The organism is Vreelandella hamiltonii (assembly GCF_014651795.1).
Taxonomy (GTDB): Bacteria; Pseudomonadota; Gammaproteobacteria; order Pseudomonadales; family Halomonadaceae; genus Vreelandella; species Vreelandella hamiltonii.
This window is the reverse complement of sequence record NZ_BMXO01000008.1, coordinates 60824-79797: the sequence shown is the minus strand read 5'-3', so window position 1 is coordinate 79797 and position 18974 is coordinate 60824. Positions and strand designations below refer to the sequence as shown.

Sequence of the window (18974 nt, the reverse complement as noted above, 5' to 3'; positions counted from 1 at the left end):
AGAGAAACGGGAAGCCTTAAAGGCTTCCCGGCTCTGGTGGATCTTATCTTCCCGCCTGTGAAAGACGCTTATTTATCGTGATCCAGGGCTTCACCCGGCAGGATGTCCTTACCGGCAAAATAATCCCGAGTGAGTTTAAACACAACCGGCGACAGCAGCGCCAGCGCAATCAGGTTGGGAATGGCCATCATCGCGTTGAAGGTATCGGCCATCAGCCAGATGAAGCCCAGCTGCGCGATGGCACCCAGTGGGATGGCCAATACGAATAGTACGCGGTACAGCATGATGGAGCGCGTGCCAAACAGGAACTGACAGCACTTCTCACCGTAGAACGACCAGCCCAGAATGGTGGTAAAGGCGAAGACGGCCAGCGCCACGGCCACGATCTGATTACCAAAGCCCGGCAAGGCCGCATCGAAGGAGAGCGCGGTCAGAGAGGCCCCTGCTTCGCCATCGATCCACACCGTAGAGGTCAGAATGACCAGCGCGGTGATGGTACATACGATGATCGTGTCGATGAACGTGCCCAGCATGGCGATCAAGCCCTGACGAACCGGGTTCCGGGTCTGCGCCGCCGCATGAGCGATGGGCGCGCTGCCGAGGCCCGCTTCGTTGGAGAAGATACCCCGGGCCACACCAAAACGAATGGCCGCCATGACGGCAGCACCGGCAAAGCCACCGGCAGCGGCAATCGGGTTGAAGGCGTAGTAGAAGATCAGCCCAAAGGCCTCGCCAATTTGCCCCGCGTTGACGATCAGCACCAGCAGCCCAGCCACCACATAGGCAATGCCCATGATGGGCACCAGCTTACCGGCCACCTTGGCAATACGCTTGATACCACCGAGAATCACTGCCCCGGCCAGCACCATGATGATCACCCCCGTCAGCCAATGGGGAACGCCAAAGGTGGCATCCATGGCATCCGCCACCGAGTTGGACTGTACGGTATTACCGATACCAAAGGCGGCCACGGCGCCAAAGAATGAAAACAGACCACCCAGCCATAGCCACTTCTTGCCCAGGCCGTTCTTGATGTAGAACATCGGCCCACCGATGTGGTTGCCCGTGCTGTCGGTTTCACGGTAACGCACCGCCAGGACCGCCTCGGCAAATTTCGTTGCCATGCCCACTAACGCGGTGATCCACATCCAGAACACAGCACCTGGCCCGCCCAGCGCGATGGCCGTGGCGACACCGGCAATGTTGCCCGTGCCAATCGTCGCGGACAGCGCCGTCATCAACGCGTTGAACGGCGAAATTTCCCCATCACTGCTGGCTTTCGATGCGCTCTTGTCAGCAGGTTTTACATCGCGGCCTTGCCACATTAGCTTGAAACCCATGCCGAGCTTGCGTATCGGCATCAGTTTCAAGCCAATTTGCAGGTAGATACCCACCCCCAGCAGCAGCACCAGCATCAACGGCCCCCACACCACGCCGTTAATGGCCCCTAATAGGTTCGTTAACATTTCCACACGACTCTCCTTAACCGAAGGATTAGCAAGTTTATTATAAAGGTCCGGTCACGCTTCCCCCATGACGCTCAGGGAAGAAGCTCCTACGCCTGCCTACCATAGCGTCTACTGCACGCTGAAAAAACGCAAGATTGGCATGTTTTATACCATCTTACTGGTGAACATCCATGGTCATGTCGCCAAACAGCAGAGAAAGCCTCTTTTTTTGGAAAATCAAACGCGCGTCGCCCCAAAGTGAATGGCGTCCAATTTTTTCTCTTTTTGCCACTGATGAGAAACTTGTTTCCAATTGGAAACAAGGTACCATAAGCACATGGCACACTAGACAACCCGTGCCCAACAGTCGCCAAGCTGACCGACAGACGCTAGTATGCTGTCGTTCACTCCACTGTTTAACAAGGGAACCTTCATGAGCAATCTTCCAGCTAATTTGCGCTACGCTGCCAGCCACGAATGGGTACTGGATCATCAGGACGGCACCGTTACCGTCGGCATCACCGACCACGCCCAACAAGCGCTGGGCGATGTGGTCTTCGTCGAGCTGCCGGAGGTCGGTCAGAGCCTCAGCAAGGGCAAAGAGTTTGGCGTGATCGAATCGGTCAAGGCTGCTTCTGATCTCTACTCGCCGGTGGATGGCGAAGTGATCGAGGTCAATGAAGCGCTGGAAGATGCGCCTGAAACGGTCAATGAAGCCCCTTACGAAGGCGGCTGGATCATGAAGGTGCGCGTCGAAGGCCAGGCCCTCGAAGGCCTGCTGGACGCCGATGCCTATCAGGCGTCGCTCAGCGCCGACGATTGATAAGCTTTACCCGAACGCCTGCCTCCGTGCAGGCGTTCACGTTAACACCCTGATGCATCACGCGGCCGCCTACCCCTTGGCGGGTTGGACACGCTGCACCGTAGCCACGCTGAACCGGCTGCCCTGAGACCCCACGGTTTACTCATCACGTTCGGAACCTTCCCATGCCTTTTGAAACACGCCGTTTGGCCGAACTGGCCGACCACGATGCTTTTATCAAACGCCATAACGGGCCTAGCCCCGACGATGTCGCCACCATGCTAAAAGCGCTCGATTTGCAGCGCATGGAAGATCTGATCGAGCAAACCGTGCCAAGCGACATTCGCTTGGGCCGCGAACTGGCACTGGCCCCCCCCCGTAGTGAAGCAGAAGCCCTGGATTACCTGAGCCAGCTGGCACGCCAGAACCGCGTGGCCAAAAGCTACATTGGCCAAGGTTATTACAATACCCACATGCCCGCCGTGATTCAGCGCAACGTGCTGGAAAACCCCGGCTGGTATACCGCCTACACGCCTTACCAGCCCGAAATTTCTCAAGGGCGCCTGGAAGGTCTGCTGAATTTCCAGCAGGTGGTCATGGATCTCACCGGGATGGAGCTTGCCAACGCCTCCCTGCTCGATGAGGCCACCGCCGCCGCCGAGGCCATGGCACTGTGCAAGCGCGGCAACAAGAAGAGCAAGTCCAACACCTTTTTCGTTGCTGAAGACGTCTTCCCGCAAACCCTGGACGTCATCAAGACCCGCGCGGAATTCTTTGGCTTCGAACTGAAGATTGCACCGGCGGAGCAACTGGCAGACGAGGAGGTGTTCGGCGCGCTGGTTCAGTACCCGTCCGCCAGCGGCAACATCACCGACCTCGCGCCGCTGCTCGCCAAGGCCCAGGAAAAGGGCGTCATGACCTGTGTCGCCACGGATCTGCTGAGCCTGGTACTGCTGAAAGAGCCCGGTATCTTTGGTGCCGACATCGTGGTGGGCAGCTCGCAGCGCTTTGGCGTACCCATGGGCTTCGGTGGCCCCCACGCGGCGTTTTTTGCCACCTCCGACAAGCTCAAGCGCTCCATTCCGGGCCGCATCATCGGCGTTTCAAAAGACAGCCGTGGCAAGACCGCGCTGCGCATGGCCATGCAGACCCGCGAACAGCACATTCGTCGCGAGAAGGCCACCTCCAACATCTGTACCGCCCAGGCGCTGCTGGCCAACATTGCCGGTTTCTATGCCACTTATCACGGTGCCGAGGGGCTGCGCAAAATTGCTGGCCGCGTTCACCGTCTGACCACCCTGCTGGCCACCGGCCTGCAACAGGCGGGTGTGCAGCTGGCCAACGATAGCTGGTTCGATACGCTGCGCCTTACCCAGGTCGATGCAGGCAAGATCCATGGCCGCGCCATGACCCATGACATCAACCTGCACTATTTCGCCAATGGCGATGTCGGCATCAGCCTCGACGAAACCACGACGGCCCATGACGTCGCGACCCTGTTCGATGTGCTGCTCGGCGATGAGCACGGTCTTTCCGTCGCCGCCCTCGACGAGCAAGTGGTGCAAGGCAAGCTGACAGGCATTCCGGCAGAGTACCAGCGGGAAAGCGACTTCCTGAGCCATCCAACGTTCACGCGCTACCGCAGCGAAACCGAAATGCTGCGCTACCTGAAACGCCTGGAGAACAAGGACCTCTCACTGGCCCATGCCATGATTCCGCTGGGCTCATGCACCATGAAGCTCAACGCCACCAGCGAGATGCTTCCGGTCTCTTGGCCTGCCTTCGCGCACCTGCACCCCTTCGCGCCTCGCGACCAGGTGGCGGGCTATCATCAGATGATCGACGAGCTGGCCGCTTTCCTGGTGGAAGTGACCGGCTATGATCATATCTCCATGCAGCCCAACTCTGGCGCTCAGGGCGAATATGCCGGCCTGCTGGCCATTCGCCGCTACCAGGCCGCCCAAGGGGAAGCCCACCGGGATGTGTGCCTGATTCCCAGCTCTGCCCACGGTACCAACCCGGCATCTGCCGCCATGCTGAGCATGGAGGTGGTGGTGGTCGAGTGCGACGCCAACGGCAACATCGACCTGGCCGACCTGACCCATAAGGCCGAGCAGTACAGCGAGCGGCTCTCGGCGGTGATGATCACCTACCCGTCTACCCACGGCGTGTTCGAGTCCCACGTTCGTCAGGTGTGTGAGGTGATTCACCAGCACGGTGGCCAGGTCTACGTGGACGGCGCCAACATGAACGCCCAGGTGGGGCTGACACGCCCAGGCGACTTCGGCGGGGATGTATCGCACCTCAACCTGCACAAGACCTTCTGCATTCCTCACGGGGGTGGCGGTCCAGGCATGGGCCCCATTGGCGTCAAGGCGCATCTGGCTCCTTACGTTTCCAACCACGTGGTCACGCCCATCGATGGCGTACAGCCCGGTGGCGCAGTGTCTGCTGCCGCCTTTGGCAGCGCCTCGATCCTGCCCATCTCCTGGGCGTACATCAAAATGATGGGCGCGCGGGGGCTGCGCGAGGCAACGGAGATCGCCATTCTCAACGCCAACTACATCGCCAAACGGCTGGCGCCGTCCTACCCGATTCTCTATCGCGGCCAGAACGGCTATGTGGCCCACGAGTGCATCATCGACATCCGCCCGCTCAAGAGCGCCTCGGGTATCAGTGAAGAAGATATCGCCAAGCGACTGATGGACTATGGCTTCCATGCGCCGACCATGTCGTTCCCGGTACCCGGCACGCTGATGATCGAGCCTACCGAGTCCGAATCACTCTACGAGATCGACCGCTTCTGCGACGCGATGATTGCCATTCGTGAAGAGATCGCGCGCATCGAGAATGGAGAGTGGCCGCTGGACAACAACCCGCTGGTCAATGCGCCGCATACCCAGGCCGACGTCATGGACAGCGACTGGCAGCGCCCCTATGACCGCCAATTGGGGGCTTTCCCCAGCGAAGCCGTCGCCGCCGCCAAGTACTGGCCATCGGTCAACCGAGTGGATAACGTCTTTGGTGATCGCCAACTGGTGTGCTCGTGCCCCAGCATTGACGAATATCGCCTCTAGGTAAGCCTCCCCTCGCGCCTCTGGGGCCCTGTTCAGGGTTCCAGAGGCGTCGTTTCTTGTAGCCGCTGGTCATGGAAACCCTTGAGCAGCTTCTCGTAACGCTTGGGCAACACGGAATCCTTGCGCCGCAGCAGATAGAGCACTTCGTGAATGACCTGCGGCAGTGCCAGCGGCTTCACCTGGCGCTGCCAGGGAGAAGTTTCCAATACCAGCCGTGACACAACGGTAAAGCCCAACCCCCGAGCCACAGCGTCCAGCACCATGCTGACTTCGTTGGTAAACCCCTGGTGGCGAAAATGCGTCATGGAGCGGAACTCGTCGGGGAAATTGGCCCGTAGCAGCGCGTTGGCATGGTTAATGCCATCGTAGTAATTGATGAAGCCCAACCCCATCAGTTCGGCCGAGGAACTGCCCGCGAAGTCGGCGGGCACCACCAGGCACAGGGGCTCCTTGTGCCAGACGGTGCAGGCAAGCTCGGTATGGTTGACCTGCTCGGTGACGATGCCAATATCGTAACGCCCTTCCAACAGGTCGTTGACGATCTCATGATTGAAGGCAAAGCTGTAGTTGACGGTCAGGCTGGGGTGCATCTGCTGCTGCCCCAGGATATACGGGTAGAACATCAGCCCAACGCTGCCCGGGGAGGCAATGCGGCACTCGCCGCTATCCAGCGAATCATCGTCCAGCCCATGCCTGAACTGTTCATGCTCGGCAAACAGCTTCAGCGCGTAGTCATAGGCGCGACGACCAGACTCGGTCAGCGTGAAACTGCGCCCGTGACGCTCGATCAGCGCTTTATCCAGATAGGTTTCCAGCTTTCTGACATGCTGGCTGACGCCTGGCTGCGTCATTTCAAGGCGTCGTGCGGTGCGCGTGAAACTGCCCGTCTCCACCAGCGTGATAAAGGTACGAAAGTATTGAGCGTTGAACATGGATTCCCGGCAACTTCATCATTAACGGTCACTGTCACAGTGAGGATCACCAGGGCGCCTGGAATGGATGCCTACCGGCGCCAAGCCTCTAGCCTAGCATAAAAAACGACCGCCTCGGGCACGGGTGCCCGTAGCAGGGCAAGGCAGCTGAACGTGAGAGAGCAGCATGCTAGTATGCCGATTGGTCATGATCATACTCAGGGATAGTCCATACAATGACGCAACCTTCAGCACCCCGCGCCACCATTTCCAGCATTATTTCTCCCGAAGGCAGCCTGGAAGTACTGTCTCAGCATGAGGTCAATCGCCTCAAGAGCACCTCGAAAAGTGGGTTGCATGACTTGTTGCGCCGCTGCGCCCTCGCCGTGCTCAACTGCGGCAGCCCTACCGATGACAGCCTGGCCCTTCTCGAAGCCTACAAGGATTTCGACATCGAAGTGCTGCAGCAGGATCGCGGCATACGCCTGAAGCTCACCAACGCGCCAGCGGAAGCCTTCGTTGACGGACGCATGATACGCGGCATTCGTGAGCACCTGTCGTCGATCATCCGCGACATCGTCTACGTCTATAACGAGATCCAGCATCATAATCGCTTCGATCTCAGCACTGGCGAAGGCACCACCAATGCCGTGTTTCACATTCTGCGCAAGGCGGGCACGCTGAAGCCGGGCCGCGACCCGAGCCTGGTAGTGTGCTGGGGCGGCCACTCGATCTCCCGTGAAGAGTACGAATACACCAAGGACGTCGGCTATCACCTGGGTCTTCGCGATCTGGACATTTGCACCGGCTGCGGCCCGGGGGCCATGAAAGGCCCCATGAAAGGTGCCAACGTCGCGCATGCCAAGCAGCGCCGCAAGGAAGGCCGCTACCTGGGCATTTCCGAGCCTGGCATCATCGCTGCTGAAGCTCCCAACCCGATCGTCAATGAGCTGGTGGTGATGCCGGACATCGAAAAGCGCCTGGAAGCCTTCGTGCGCCTGGGCCATGGCATCATCGTGTTCCCCGGTGGCGTGGGTACCGCCGAAGAGATCCTTTACCTGCTGGGCATTCTATTGCACCCCGGCAACCAGGACACTCCCTTCCCGCTGATCTTCACCGGCCCCGCCAGTTCCGCCGCGTACTTCGAGAAGATCGACGAGTTTCTGGTCTACACCCTGGGTGAAGAGATCCGCCGCTTCTACACCATCATCACCGGGGACCCGGCGGCCGTGGCGCGCAAAATGCGCGATGGCATCCACCAGGTCAGCGAGTTCCGCCGCCAGCACCAGGATGCGTTCTACTACAACTGGCGCCTGACCATTGCCCGCGAGTTCCAGGCACCCTTCGAGCCTACCCACGAAGCCATGCGCAGCCTGGCGCTGCACCGCCAGCAGCCCACCCACGAGCTGGCAGCCAACCTGCGCCGCGCTTTTTCGGGCATCGTGGCAGGCAACGTGAAAGAGCCGGGCATTCGGGCCATCGAGGCTCACGGGCCTTTCGAACTGACCGCAGAGCCCGAGCTGATGCAGCGCCTGGACGACCTGCTCGGCTCTTTCGTGGCCCAGGGCCGCATGAAACTGGACGGGCAGCCCTACACGCCCTGCTATGTGCTCACATAAGCCCATGTACTCAAGTAATCTAAGTAACGCCGCATGATCGTCGCTTTCCTGACGCTGATGGCCGCGGGGATCATCAAGGGTGCCATCGGCTCTGGCGTACCGGTCATCGTCATTCCCGTGCTGACCATGCTGTACGACGTCAAGCTGGCCATTGCCGTGCTGGTGGCCCCGAACCTGTTCAGCAATGCCCTGCAGGTCTGGCAGTACCGCCACCATCTGCTGCCGCATCGCTTTCTGCTCTGGTTCGGCCTCTCCGGTGGGCTGGGCATCGTGATCGGCACCTGGGGGCTGGTGGTGCTGTCGCCCACGCTGCTGTCGCTGGGCGTGGCGGCTGCCATCGTGCTCTACCTGGCCATCAAGCTGGCCAACCGCAGCTTTACGCTGCCTTTCCCACTGGCGCAGCGCATCGTGTTGCCGGTGGGGCTAGTGGCAGGCGTGCTGCAAGGTGCGGCGGGCATGTCCGCCCCGGCGTCGGTGACCTTTCTTAACGCGATGCGCCTGGAGCGCCCGGTGTTCATCGGCTCGATTTCGGTGTTCTTCGTGGCGATCACGCTGGTACAGATCCCGGCTCTGCTCAGCGCCGGGATTCTCACCTGGGAGCGCTCGTTGTACAGCCTGGCTGCCCTGCTGGTCATTCTGGCAGCCATGCCCCTGGGCGCCAGGCTGGGCAAACGCCTGCCGCATCGCTGGTTCGACAGGCTCATCATGTGCCTGTTGGCCACGATTGCCATCAAGATCGTCGTGGATGCATTGATGGCCTAGTCTATACTAGGGCATGATCGCGGCCGAACCGTACTCGGCATTCATGTCATGTATACTTCTTGACTCTTTATCTCTGACTTCAGCACCAAGGAAAGGAGCGACCCATGGAAATGATCAACCAGTTGAGCGATGGCAAGGCCAAAGCCTTTGCCAAACACTGTTTTGAAAGCTATTCCCCGGAAGAACTGAACGCGGCGGCGGCGGGCAGTCCTGACAAGGACCAGGCCGACCACTGGGGCATTACCGAAGGACAGTGGCAAGAAGCCGTGACAGCGGCCCTTGCCGACCATAAAGCCCAGAGTGACTGAACACCTCTTAACGCTCTGACGTTGCCGCTGCCTGCCCATGGCAGGCGGTGGCACTCACCTCCTCCGGCGCAAGATGCTTTTCTCCACCTCGACCACGCCATACACGGCCATGCTTCCCACCAGAATGGCAAGCCAGTGGTGAGCAGCCAGCCCCTCGCTGACCAGCACGAACTGCATGAAGGGTAAGTAGGTGAACCCCAGTTGCAGCAGCAGGACCAACCCGATGGCAACCCACACCGGCCGACTGCCAAACACGCCTTTCCAGGTCAGCGTGCTGTTGAGCAAATAGCGGCTGTTGATCAGGTAAGCGGCACTGCCCGCCACCAGCATGTTGACCGCGCCCGTGCGAGCCAACGCTTCGCTACCCCCCTGCCCCAGAATCCAGTTGAACATACCGAATACGCCCACCAGCAGCAGTAGCGATACGAACACCACCCGCCAAAGCAGAAAGAGATCCAGCAGCGGCGCCTTTGGGTCCCGGGGCGGGCGCTGCATCAGATCCTTCTCGCCAGATTCGAACGCCAATGCCAGGCCCAGCGTAATGGCCACCACCATGTTCACCCAGAGCGCCTGCAGCGGAGTCACCGGCAGGCTCGTGCCCGCCAGCACGGCCAGCATGATGGCCAGCCCCTGGGCACCATTGGTGGGCAGAATGAAGGTAATCGTCTTGCGGATATTGTCGTAAACCTTACGCCCTTCTTCGATGGCGTGGACGATGGTGGCGAAGTTGTCGTCGGCCAGCACCATTTGAGAGGCATCCTTGGCCGCTTCCGTTCCTTGAATGCCCATGGCGACACCCACATCTGCCCGTTTGAGCGCCGGGCCATCGTTGACCCCATCACCCGTCATGGCGCACACGCCTCCACGCGCCTGCATGGCCTTGACCAGCCGCAGCTTGTGCTCTGGCGACGCCCGAGCAAACACATCCACCTCCAGAATGATCGCTTCGAGCTGCTCATCGGTCATGGCCTCCATTTCACGCCCGGTCAAGGCCCGCTCGGTGTGCTGAAATCCCAACTGCCGGGCAATGGCCAGGGCGGTGGCAGCATGGTCTCCGGTGATCATCACCGGGCGAATACCGGCGCGCTGGCAGCGTTTCACCGCCTCGATGGCCTCTTCACGGGGCGGGTCCAACAGCCCTATCAACCCCAGCAGGCGCAACCCCGACTGCACATGAGGGTGGTCGAGCTCAGCGTCTTCTTCCATTGCCTTCTCGGCAATCGCCAGCACCCGCAAGCCTCTCGATGACAGCGCTTCGATATGCGCCTCCCACTCGCTGGCCACCAGCGGGGCTTCGCCTGCATCGGTGATCACATGGCTGCTCATTTCGATAATGCGATCCGGCGCGCCCTTGACCAGCAGCCGCCGCCCACCCTCAAGGTCATGCAGCGTGGCCATGTACTTGTGCTCTGATTCAAAAGGAATCGCATCGAGACGCGGGTACTGCTGGCGCAACGCCAGGTGGTCGAGCCCCGCTTTCTCGGCAGCCACCACCAGCGCGCCTTCGGTGGGGTCGCCAAAGATGCGATAGCGTTCATCTTCCTGGTGCAACTCGGCATCGTTGCACAGCACGCTGGCCAACAGGCAACGCTGCAAGGCAGGCTCATGGGCCAGTCCATTGCACTGCTCCTCGGCGGCCGCTCCTTCCCGGCATAGCTTGCCATGCGGGGCAAAGCCGATACCCTCGAGCGTGAAACGGGCATCCTGCAGCCAGATGGCCTGGGCTGTCATCTCATTACGGGTCAGCGTGCCGGTCTTGTCGGAGAAAATGGTGGAAATCGAACCCAGCGTTTCCACGGCGGGCAGCCGCCGGATGATGGCCCGCCGCCTGGCCATGCGCTGAACGCCCAGCGCCAGGCCAATGGTTACAATCGCAGGCAGGCCTTCGGGAATGGCCGCTACCGCCAGGCCCACGGCCGCCATGAACATCTCGCCCAAGGGCTGCTGATGCAGCCAGGTACCCAGCAGCGCCGTGATCCCAGCGGCCAGCAGGATAAACACCGCCAGCACTCGGCCAGCTCTATCCAACTGCTGTAGCAATGGCGTCTTGATCTGCTCGACACTGCGCAGCAGCTCGGAAATCTTGCCAATTTCCGAGCGCCCTCCGGTCGCCACCACCAGGCCACGGGCATTCCCCTGCACGACCAGCGTGCTGGCAAACGCCATGTTCGAACGCTCGGCCAGCTCGGTATCGTGGGCCAGCGGCGCGGGCTGCTTATCGACGGGCACCGACTCACCGGTCAGGGCAGCCTCATCGGTTTTCAAGCGCCGTACTTCCAGCAGCCGAACATCCGCAGGCACGCGATCCCCGCTCTCGAACAGCACGATATCCCCCGGCACCAGCGCTTCGGCGGGCACCGTGGTACGCTGGCCATCGCGCAGCACGTTTGCCTGGGGAGACAGCATGTTGCGAATACTGTCCAGCGCCTGCTCGGCCTTGCCTTCCTGGAAAAAGCCGATCAAGGCAATGATCAACACCACGCCCACGATGGCGGCCGCATCAATCACGTGGCCCAGCAGAGAGCTGGCCACCGCCGCGACCACCAGAATCAGCATCAGGATATTGGCAAACTGCGCCAGCAACCGCTTGTACCAGGGGCGCCCCTGGGCCTGCTCCAGGCGGTTTTCTCCATACTGAGCCAAACGCGCCGCTGCTTCTTCGCGGCTCAAGCCTTCACGGGTCGCCGACTGCTGCGCCAACGCTTCGTCTACCGATAGCCAATGCCATGCCTCGGGCGTTGCAGCCTGCTTGCCTGTGCGACTCATCCCTGCCTCCTGGTCGATGCTCTCGAGTAGGTATCTCACCTTGCACCAGAGCATACCGTACCCAGCTACGCAGGATGCCTCCCACCGCTAAAAGCTTGACTTGCATCAAGAGCACCCAAACGCCAGCCTATTTAATCTGCATCATGCAACCTGGCAAAGTGCTGTACTAGACTGTCACGCAGCCCAACAGCAAACGCCGACGGCGCCACATCCCACAGAGTACGTCAAAGGATTGCCACACAGAGGAGGTGCTGCATGGAGAAAGCGGTCATCGACATCATTCGAGAGAAGGAAGGCCTACCCGACAGCATGAGCGACAGCGACATTGTGCGTGAGTACAAAGGCACCTATACCGCGGCCCGCGCCGCCATCAGCGTGGACCATAAGCCGCTGGATCAGGTGATGGCCGATACCATGGCCAAAATACTGCCCTTCATGCGCCATGATCGAAAGAAGAAAAAGTGAACCAACGAAAAAAGCCGCTGCAATGAATGCAGCGGCTTTTTCGATATTGGTCGGAGTGACAGGATTCGAACCTGCGACCTTTGCAACCCCATTGCAACGCGCTACCAAGCTGCGCCACACTCCGATGCCCGTTGGCTTTCGCTTCAGGACGGTGCGTATACTAGCGCTTTATCAGCCAAATGAAAAGCCCTTTTTGCGCTTTCTTTTCAAATGCTTGCCGTGCTGCGCTGAAAAGCACCCATCAGGCTAGCGATCCGCGCTTGCCAGCAGCGTCGCCATGGCATCGTACACGCCGGGGGCGGTTACCAACAGCTGCTCAGGGAAAAGGTCGGCAGGAATGCCTTCCGGCACCTCGACCAAATGCCCCACGCGTGCACCGGCTTCCCGGGCGATCACCCAACCTGCCACAAAATCCCAGGGGGATACGGTTTCGTAATAGGCATCCAGGCGCCCACAGGCGATGTCGCAGATATCCAGCGCCGCCGCTCCGTTGCGCCGGATGTCCTGGCAGTGGGTCAGTACGGCTTCGAAACGCGGCAGCAGAGCCTTGCGGGCCTGCTTGTCGTAGGGAAACCCAGTACCGACCAGCGTGCTGGCCAGCGTTTCGGCACCGCTGGGCTGGATAGGCCGCTGGTTGCAGTAGGCCCCCAGCCCCTGGGCAGCGCTAAAGGTTTCATTCAGAAACGGTGCGTGAACGACGCCCACCTTGCCCACGCCCTGCTCGATCCAGCCAATGGACACCGCCACATGGCGCTGGCCCTGGGCAAAGTTCACCGTGCCATCGATAGGGTCCACGACCCATAGTTGCTCGGCGGGATGATAGAGCGCCTGTTCGGGGCTCAGCTCTTCGCTAAGCCTTGCCTCACCGGGAAAGTGCTCTTCCAGGCGCTGGCTGATTCGCTGGTCGACAGCGACATCGACATCGGTGACCAGCTCCATGCCGTCTTTAAGCCGTTGGGCGAAGTTCTGCTGTTCGCGCGCCTCGCGGATCATCTGCCCCGCCTCTTCGGCGATGGTAATTGCCAGCGCCAGGCGCGCTTCCAGGGTATACGCTGCCATCAGGTTGCCTCTTCTAACGAACGATGGATGAGTCAATAGAGAGATCAGCATAAGCGCTAGCCGATGGCATTACCATGAACGCTCGCTCAAGCGACTGACCTCAACACGCCCCAAAAGCTCGTTAACGCAGCGCGTCCACCAATATATCTACCACCACCCGTGTAGCGGCTTCGATGAGCACCACGTCTGCCCCGACGCGCTCCCACTCATAGCCTGGGTAGCGTGGCAGTTGCTGTGCAATGGGGCCATCGAAGCGCTTGGCGATCCCCGGCGGTAGCGGCTTGCCCCGCTCCAGCTGGCGTTGTATGCCGGGCGGCAGCGGCTCGGCGCGGGGGGCTTCGTACTGGCGCAGCAGGCCGAGCAGCTCCCGCTCGTTGATACGCGGCAGATCGATATAGCGCTCCGAGCGATGCTCGCGATCACGGCGATATTCATGGCGATGCTCCCGCTGATATTCCTGACGATGCTCACGCCCGCCCTGGCCCACCTGCTGCTCCTGGTGGCCGCGGGCACCATGGGCGGGGGCATGCGCAGGCTGAGCACTCGCCAGGCCGTGCCAGCACAGCGTGCCAAGGAGCACGGCAAGAGAAAGTGGTTTCATGATGGGCTCCCGGAAGTATTGTTGCCTGAAGAAGCCACTAGTGTATGAGGGAATTACGCAGGGAGTGTGTAAAATTCGCGAACTTGTATGCAAGTAAAGTGATAAGACGGCTTACTTCACTCAGGTGCCATGACGCGCTCGACCATCCCTTGGCTCGTGATGCGGGCCTGAACGTTTGGACGCTGGGTATTCAGCACAAGGGAAGTGCCATCGCCATCGAATACGCCGCGCAAAGCATCGGCGACAGCCAACTGAGTTGGCTGGTCGCTTTCGCCTACGGAACAGGCTGCGAAGTGGTATGGTTCAAGGACCTCATCCAGGTGATCCGTTGCCAATACGCGTGTTTTAAAGGTGCTTAGCTCTTGCTGACAGGCGCTGAAGGCGGAACGGTCCAGGTAAGCCAAGTAAGCGGGCAGGCTCATTCCTGACAAAAGGGCTATCACCGCTATCACGATTAACAATTCAATCAGACTAAAACCGCTGGCTAGGGTTCGCATACTGTTTTCATATAGTAGAGCCAAATAAAAGGCCGCTCCTGAAAAAGCGGCCTGATACATAACATAACGCAAAATAATTATTAATTAACCACCTTAAGTGCCGGCATTTGCATCAGCTGGCGCACCTGCAAAAATACGTCCACTTTGAATCCTGATAACTACCTCACTCGCATTACCACGGTCACGCTGAGTTTCAATCGGATCTGAGGTGCCATCTGAGATAAAAGCCTCTACCACGTCTTCGCGGTCTCCCGTGTCATTAAGATCACAAGCCTGAAAATCAAAAGCAACTCTACTTGCTAGTGCTGAGGCATCATCATTTGATAGAGCAGACTCAGACATGACTGCACTTCGATAAGAAGATAGCTCTCCGGTACATGCACCTACAGCTGAGCGATCCAAATAATTACCATACTGAGGCACACCCACAGCAGCAAGCACGCCAATAATAGCCACCACAATCAGCAGCTCTATGAGGGTAAAGCCCTGCTGCTTGAAGCGGCGGGGTTGGTTGGGTTGGGTCGTTTGCATTGCGAGGTTCCCTTGCAGTGTAGGAGTCATCAGGCCAAAGCTTACTGAACATCAGCCTTGCTTGCTGATTACATTAGCTTACCCACCCCCCCTTGGCAACCAGCTTTATCCTCCTGACATGCCCCGATAATCGGCTTATTTCATGGTATGGAACCTGTACGTGGCTGGTACCTCAGGAACAGTAAATATGGTACAACCCTCAGCATTGCATTCCGTTTCATTTGCCCGCTGCCGAGTATGCCATGAGCCAACCTGCCCCTGAGTCTACGCTGAGCCATGCTGCCCTGAACGGGGGGTTGCGGGGCATCGCCAAACGGCTGGTCAAGCACGGCCTGCTTACGGATGCCCAGGCAACCATTGCAGAAAGTACTGCTGCCGAACTCCAGATTTCGCTGCTGCAGCATGTGGTCGATAGTGGCTTGGTCCCCGCCGACGAGGCCGCCGTCGCCGCCGCCTGGGAGTACGGCCTGCCAGTGGTGAACCTGGAAGCCCTGCGCGTCACCGCCCTGCCTGCCGCCAACGATTACCCCGTCAAGATTCTGGAGCGACTGGGCATTCTACCGCTGGCACGTCACGGCCATCGCCTCACCGTGGCGGTGCCTTACCCCGCCACGCTGACCCAGCTGGACGAGCTGCAGTTTGCCACGGGGCTCAGTGTGGACGGCGTACTGGCGCCAGCGGATCAGCTGCGCGACACGCTGGTGCAGTACCTGGCGCAAAACGAACGCAGCATGCTGGATGAGCTGGAAGATGTGGATGATGCCGTCAGTGAGCTCAACATCATCCAGCACGAAGATGGTAGCGAGACCACGCTGGACAAGGCGACCCAAAGCGGCGAAGACGCGCCAGTCGTCAAGTTCGTCAATAAAATCCTGCTGGATGCCATCAGCCGGGGCGCTTCGGATATTCACTTCGAACCTTACGAGACGCAGTATCGCGTGCGGTTTCGCATCGACGGCATGCTGGTGGAGATTGCTCGGCCACCGTTTGCCCTTCGACATCGCATTGCTGCGCGCTTGAAGATCATGTCACGGCTCGATATCTCCGAGCGCCGCCTCCCCCAGGATGGCGCGTTGAAGCTGCAGCTGTCACGCACCCGCTCGATCGATTTCCGCGTCAACTCGCTGCCCACCGTCTGGGGCGAGAAGGTCGTACTGCGGATTCTCGACCCCACGTCTGCTCAGTTGGGGATCGACCAGTTGGGGTTCACCCCAGAACAGCAAACCGCCTACGAGAGTGCGCTCAAAAAACCCCAGGGAATGATCCTGGTCACCGGCCCTACCGGTAGCGGTAAAACCGTGACCCTGTATACCGGCATCAATATCCTGAATCAGGTGCAGCGCAATATCTGTACGGCGGAAGACCCGGTGGAAATCAAGGTATCCGGCATCAATCAGGTCAACGTATTGCCCAAGATCGGGCTCAATTTCGCCAGCGCCCTACGCGCCTTCCTTCGCCAGGACCCGGACGTGGTGATGGTCGGTGAGATCCGCGATCTGGAAACGGCGGAAATCGCCGTCAAGGCTGCACAAACCGGCCACCTGGTGCTCTCCACCGTGCATACCAACTCCGCCGCCGAAACCTTGACGCGCCTCGCCAACATGGGGGTGGCCACGTACAACATTGCCAGCTCGGTGAGCCTGATCATCGCCCAGCGGCTGGCGCGCAAGCTATGCAACCAATGCAAAGCACCTGCCGACATTCCCGCAGAAGCGCTGCGCAAGGCGGGCTTTAGCCAGCAGGACATTCGCCATGCCACCATTCATCATGCGGTGGGCTGCAAGCAGTGTACCCAAGGCTACAAGGGCCGGATCGGGGTGTACGAAGTCGTACCCATCAGCGACGACATGCGCCAGTTGATCATGCGCGACGGCAACGCCATCGAGATCGATCAGCAGGCCAGGCGCGAAGGTCATCCCAGCCTCTACCAAAGTTGCCTCGGCCGCGTGCTGGATGGCAGTACCAGCCTCGACGAAGTTAACCGTATCAGCAAGGAGTGACCCCTCGCATGGCCAAAGCCAAGGCGCGCCGCGCCAAACCGGCCCCGTTGCACCGCTGGAAGTGGTCGGGGAAAGGCCCCCAGGACCGCCCAATGAAGGGGGAGCTGATCGGCAGAACCAAGGCCGATATCGTCGATCAGCTCGCCAGGCAACGGATCGTCGCCGGCAAGATCCAAAAACGCAGCAGCTTTAGCGGCCGGGGCAAGGTCAACAATGTCGATATCATGGTGTTTGCACGGCAAATGGCTACCATGGTACGCGCAGGCATCCCCATCCTTCAGGCCCTTCAAGCGGTCTCCGAGAGCCTCAAGAAGCCCGCCATGGTGGCGCTGACTCAGCAGATCATGGAAGACGTCTCTTCCGGCGACAGCCTCTCCACGGCCATGGCCAAGCATCCAAAGCAGTTCGACCGTCTGTTCGTCAACCTGGTGGATGCTGGTGAACAGGCCGGTGCGCTGGACCAGATGCTGGAGCGTATTGCCAGCTACAAGGAAAAGGTCGAATCGCTGAAAAATCGTGTCAAGAAAGCGCTCTGGTATCCCACGGCGGTCATGGCCATTGGGGTTGGGGTGACCATGTTGCTGCTGATCAAGGTGGTTCCCGAGTTCGAGAGCATGTTCCAGGGGTTTGGTGCCGAGTTGCCAGCGCTGACGCAGTTTACCGTCAACCTCTCTGATATGGCCCAGCGCTACTGGCTGCATGCCATCGGCGGCCTGGTGGGCAGTGTGATGCTGCTCAAGGCGGCAGCCCGGCGCTCTCCAAAACTCGCCTATCGGCTGGATGGCCTGCTGCTCAAGCTGCCGGTGATCGGGGACATCATGCACAAGTCCGCGGTGTCTCGTTTTACCCGGACGCTGGCAACGACCTTTGCTTCCGGGGTGCCGCTGGTAGAAGGGCTGGAAACGGCGGCGGGTGCCGCCGATAATCGTGTTTACATAAAGGCCATCAACGAAGTGCGTCAGGACGTGACTACCGGCCAGCAGCTGCACTTTGCCATGCGCATGACCAATCGCTTCCCTGCGCTGGCAGTGCAGATGGTGAGCATTGGTGAAGAGGCGGGCTCACTGGATGCCATGCTCAACCGAGTGGCCGACTATTATGAAGAAGAAGTCGATAACAAGGTCGATGCACTGACATCGCTGATGGAGCCGCTTATCATCGTGGTCCTGGGCGCCCTGGTAGGCGGTGTCGTGGTCTCCATGTATCTGCCCATTTTCGAAATCGGCACGGCGCTTTAATCGCTCGGCCATCGACACGCTTATTTCACTTCAGGATCTCCATGGGTTTATCGCCAACCTTACTGCTCGCTATCTCGCTGATGCTGGGGCTGTGCTTCGGCAGCTTCTTGAACGTCGTCATCACCCGGCTGCCCGTCATGCTGATGCGCCAGTGGCGCAACGAAGCCCTGGTCGCGCTGGAACAGCCAGCCGAAGCGCACCCCCGCTTCAACCTGGCATACCCTGCTTCACTGTGCCCTTCATGCCAGCACGCCATTGCCTGGCATGATAACCTGCCCCTGCTGGGCTGGTTGAAACGCCGTGGACGCTGCGCCAACTGCCGCACACGAATCAGCCCCCAGTACCCGGTCGTGGAACTCATGGGTGGGCTGCTGGCGGTAGCCGTCATGCAGCTGCATGGCCCAACGCTGACCAGCCTGTTTCTGTACGCGGCCTGCTTGACGCTGCTGGTACTGGCGGTCATCGACCTGCGCACCTATCTGCTGCCGGACATTCTCACCCTACCCCTGCTGTGGATGGGGCTACTGTACCAGCTGCTGTTTCAACCGCTGATGCTGCCCAGTGCCGTGATTGGCGCCATGGCGGGTTACTTGATCCTTTGGAGCTTCTACTGGCTGTTCAAACTACTCACCGGCAAGGAAGGCATGGGGTTTGGCGACTTCAAGCTACTGGCAGCGCTGGGTGCCTGGCTGGGTTGGGAAATGCTGCCTCTACTACTGATCGTCTCAGCTGGCCTGGGCGCGATCATCGGGCTGACGCTTCAAGCGACGATGCCCAGACTGCGTGGCCAACCGATGCCCTTCGGGCCGTTTCTCGCCCTGGCGGGCTGGTTAGGGCTTTTGGCGGGCAATGAGCTGATGGCCCTTTATCTCTCACTCTTCTGACCGGAG

General features: G+C 59.8%; 16 protein-coding genes and 1 tRNA gene. 9 read left to right on the top strand and 8 right to left on the bottom strand.

Features of this window, described 5'->3' with window-relative positions; all coding sequences use genetic code 11:
* Positions 1-68: 68 nt before the first annotated feature.
* Complete coding sequence (locus IE061_RS09795; protein WP_193461523.1) at positions 69-1472, bottom strand: alanine/glycine:cation symporter family protein; 1404 nt, start codon at positions 1470-1472, stop codon at positions 69-71.
* Between the two features lie 409 nt (positions 1473-1881).
* Between IE061_RS09795 and gcvH the strand changes: the two genes are divergently transcribed.
* Both gcvH and gcvP read left to right on the top strand, forming a co-directional pair.
* A complete protein-coding gene (gcvH, locus tag IE061_RS09790) occupies positions 1882-2271 on the top strand; it encodes a glycine cleavage system protein GcvH (RefSeq protein ID WP_016913775.1) in 390 nt (129 codons plus the stop codon).
* 164 nt (positions 2272-2435) lie between these two features.
* Positions 2436-5327, top strand: a complete 2892-nt coding sequence (gene gcvP, locus IE061_RS09785; protein WP_193461522.1) for an aminomethyl-transferring glycine dehydrogenase — start codon at positions 2436-2438, stop codon at positions 5325-5327.
* Between the two features lie 32 nt (positions 5328-5359).
* Here gcvP and IE061_RS09780 read toward each other — a convergent pair whose 3' ends face one another.
* Complete coding sequence (locus tag IE061_RS09780) at positions 5360-6259, bottom strand: LysR family transcriptional regulator (protein WP_193461521.1); 900 nt, start codon at positions 6257-6259, stop codon at positions 5360-5362.
* A gap of 215 nt (positions 6260-6474) precedes the next feature.
* Between IE061_RS09780 and ppnN the strand changes: the two genes are divergently transcribed.
* The 3 genes from ppnN (at position 6475) to IE061_RS09765 (ending at position 8927) form a co-directional block, all read left to right on the top strand.
* Positions 6475-7857 carry a nucleotide 5'-monophosphate nucleosidase PpnN gene (gene ppnN / locus IE061_RS09775; RefSeq protein WP_308428117.1) on the top strand — a complete coding sequence of 461 codons (1383 nt, stop codon included), beginning with the start codon at positions 6475-6477 and terminating at the stop codon, positions 7855-7857.
* Between the two features lie 33 nt (positions 7858-7890).
* Complete coding sequence (locus IE061_RS09770) at positions 7891-8619, top strand: sulfite exporter TauE/SafE family protein (protein ID WP_081193248.1); 729 nt, start codon at positions 7891-7893, stop codon at positions 8617-8619.
* 104 nt (positions 8620-8723) lie between these two features.
* A complete protein-coding gene (locus tag IE061_RS09765) occupies positions 8724-8927 on the top strand; it encodes a hypothetical protein (RefSeq protein ID WP_039178069.1) in 204 nt (67 codons plus the stop codon).
* A gap of 54 nt (positions 8928-8981) precedes the next feature.
* On the opposite strand, the gene IE061_RS09760 is transcribed toward IE061_RS09765, so the two are convergent.
* Positions 8982-11693, bottom strand: coding sequence for a cation-translocating P-type ATPase (locus IE061_RS09760; RefSeq protein WP_189463025.1), 2712 nt, complete (start codon positions 11691-11693; stop codon positions 8982-8984).
* A gap of 255 nt (positions 11694-11948) precedes the next feature.
* Here IE061_RS09760 and IE061_RS09755 point away from each other — a divergent pair, with 255 nt between their 5' ends.
* On the top strand, positions 11949-12158 hold the full coding sequence (locus IE061_RS09755) for a hypothetical protein (RefSeq protein ID WP_189463024.1): 210 nt from the start codon (positions 11949-11951) through the stop codon (positions 12156-12158).
* Between the two features lie 47 nt (positions 12159-12205).
* On the opposite strand, the gene IE061_RS09750 is transcribed toward IE061_RS09755, so the two are convergent.
* The 5 genes from IE061_RS09750 to IE061_RS18240 all read right to left on the bottom strand — a co-directional run bounded on the left by IE061_RS09750 (position 12206) and on the right by IE061_RS18240 (position 14846).
* Positions 12206-12282, bottom strand: a tRNA-Pro gene (locus IE061_RS09750).
* A 122-nt stretch (positions 12283-12404) separates the two neighbouring features.
* Positions 12405-13217 (bottom strand): inositol monophosphatase family protein, encoded by an 813-nt coding sequence (locus IE061_RS09745; RefSeq protein ID WP_189463023.1) that lies wholly within the window; start codon positions 13215-13217, stop codon positions 12405-12407.
* Positions 13218-13338: 121 nt separating this feature from the next.
* Positions 13339-13818, bottom strand: a complete 480-nt coding sequence (locus IE061_RS09740; RefSeq protein ID WP_189463022.1) for an anti-virulence regulator CigR family protein — start codon at positions 13816-13818, stop codon at positions 13339-13341.
* A 116-nt stretch (positions 13819-13934) separates the two neighbouring features.
* On the bottom strand, positions 13935-14375 hold the full coding sequence (locus tag IE061_RS09735) for a pilin (protein ID WP_229800770.1): 441 nt from the start codon (positions 14373-14375) through the stop codon (positions 13935-13937).
* A 33-nt stretch (positions 14376-14408) separates the two neighbouring features.
* The gene (locus IE061_RS18240) at positions 14409-14846 is read right to left on the bottom strand and encodes a pilin (RefSeq protein WP_189463021.1); all 438 of its coding nucleotides are present in this window, start codon (positions 14844-14846) and stop codon (positions 14409-14411) included.
* 242 nt (positions 14847-15088) lie between these two features.
* Between IE061_RS18240 and pilB the strand changes: the two genes are divergently transcribed.
* The 3 genes from pilB to IE061_RS09715 are packed head-to-tail and all read left to right on the top strand — an operon-like array spanning position 15089 to position 18968.
* Complete coding sequence (gene pilB / locus IE061_RS09725; RefSeq protein WP_189463020.1) at positions 15089-16846, top strand: type IV-A pilus assembly ATPase PilB; 1758 nt, start codon at positions 15089-15091, stop codon at positions 16844-16846.
* 8 nt (positions 16847-16854) lie between these two features.
* Positions 16855-18084: a type II secretion system F family protein gene (locus IE061_RS09720; RefSeq protein ID WP_193461520.1), complete on the top strand. Its 1230-nt coding sequence runs from the start codon at positions 16855-16857 to the stop codon at positions 18082-18084.
* Between the two features lie 41 nt (positions 18085-18125).
* Positions 18126-18968, top strand: a complete 843-nt coding sequence (locus IE061_RS09715) for a prepilin peptidase (protein ID WP_081135461.1) — start codon at positions 18126-18128, stop codon at positions 18966-18968.
* Positions 18969-18974 lie beyond the last annotated feature (6 nt).

What these genes read in the sequence shown, in the direction of transcription:
- gcvH (WP_016913775.1), top strand. Translation starts at nt 1,882, where the DNA reads ATGAGCAATCTTCCAGCTAATTTGCGCTACGCTGCCAGCCACGAATGG.
- gcvP (WP_193461522.1), top strand. Translation starts at nt 2,436, where the DNA reads ATGCCTTTTGAAACACGCCGTTTGGCCGAACTGGCCGACCACGATGCT.
- IE061_RS09780 (WP_193461521.1), bottom strand. Translation starts at nt 6,259, where the DNA reads ATGTTCAACGCTCAATACTTTCGTACCTTTATCACGCTGGTGGAGACG.
- ppnN (WP_308428117.1), top strand. Translation starts at nt 6,475, where the DNA reads ATGACGCAACCTTCAGCACCCCGCGCCACCATTTCCAGCATTATTTCT.
- IE061_RS09770 (WP_081193248.1), top strand. Translation starts at nt 7,891, where the DNA reads ATGATCGTCGCTTTCCTGACGCTGATGGCCGCGGGGATCATCAAGGGT.
- IE061_RS09765 (WP_039178069.1), top strand. Translation starts at nt 8,724, where the DNA reads ATGGAAATGATCAACCAGTTGAGCGATGGCAAGGCCAAAGCCTTTGCC.
- IE061_RS09760 (WP_189463025.1), bottom strand. Translation starts at nt 11,693, where the DNA reads ATGAGTCGCACAGGCAAGCAGGCTGCAACGCCCGAGGCATGGCATTGG.
- IE061_RS09755 (WP_189463024.1), top strand. Translation starts at nt 11,949, where the DNA reads ATGGAGAAAGCGGTCATCGACATCATTCGAGAGAAGGAAGGCCTACCC.
- IE061_RS09745 (WP_189463023.1), bottom strand. Translation starts at nt 13,217, where the DNA reads ATGGCAGCGTATACCCTGGAAGCGCGCCTGGCGCTGGCAATTACCATC.
- IE061_RS09740 (WP_189463022.1), bottom strand. Translation starts at nt 13,818, where the DNA reads ATGAAACCACTTTCTCTTGCCGTGCTCCTTGGCACGCTGTGCTGGCAC.
- IE061_RS09735 (WP_229800770.1), bottom strand. Translation starts at nt 14,375, where the DNA reads ATGTATCAGGCCGCTTTTTCAGGAGCGGCCTTTTATTTGGCTCTACTA.
- IE061_RS18240 (WP_189463021.1), bottom strand. Translation starts at nt 14,846, where the DNA reads ATGCAAACGACCCAACCCAACCAACCCCGCCGCTTCAAGCAGCAGGGC.
- pilB (WP_189463020.1), top strand. Translation starts at nt 15,089, where the DNA reads ATGAGCCAACCTGCCCCTGAGTCTACGCTGAGCCATGCTGCCCTGAAC.
- IE061_RS09720 (WP_193461520.1), top strand. Translation starts at nt 16,855, where the DNA reads ATGGCCAAAGCCAAGGCGCGCCGCGCCAAACCGGCCCCGTTGCACCGC.
- IE061_RS09715 (WP_081135461.1), top strand. Translation starts at nt 18,126, where the DNA reads ATGGGTTTATCGCCAACCTTACTGCTCGCTATCTCGCTGATGCTGGGG.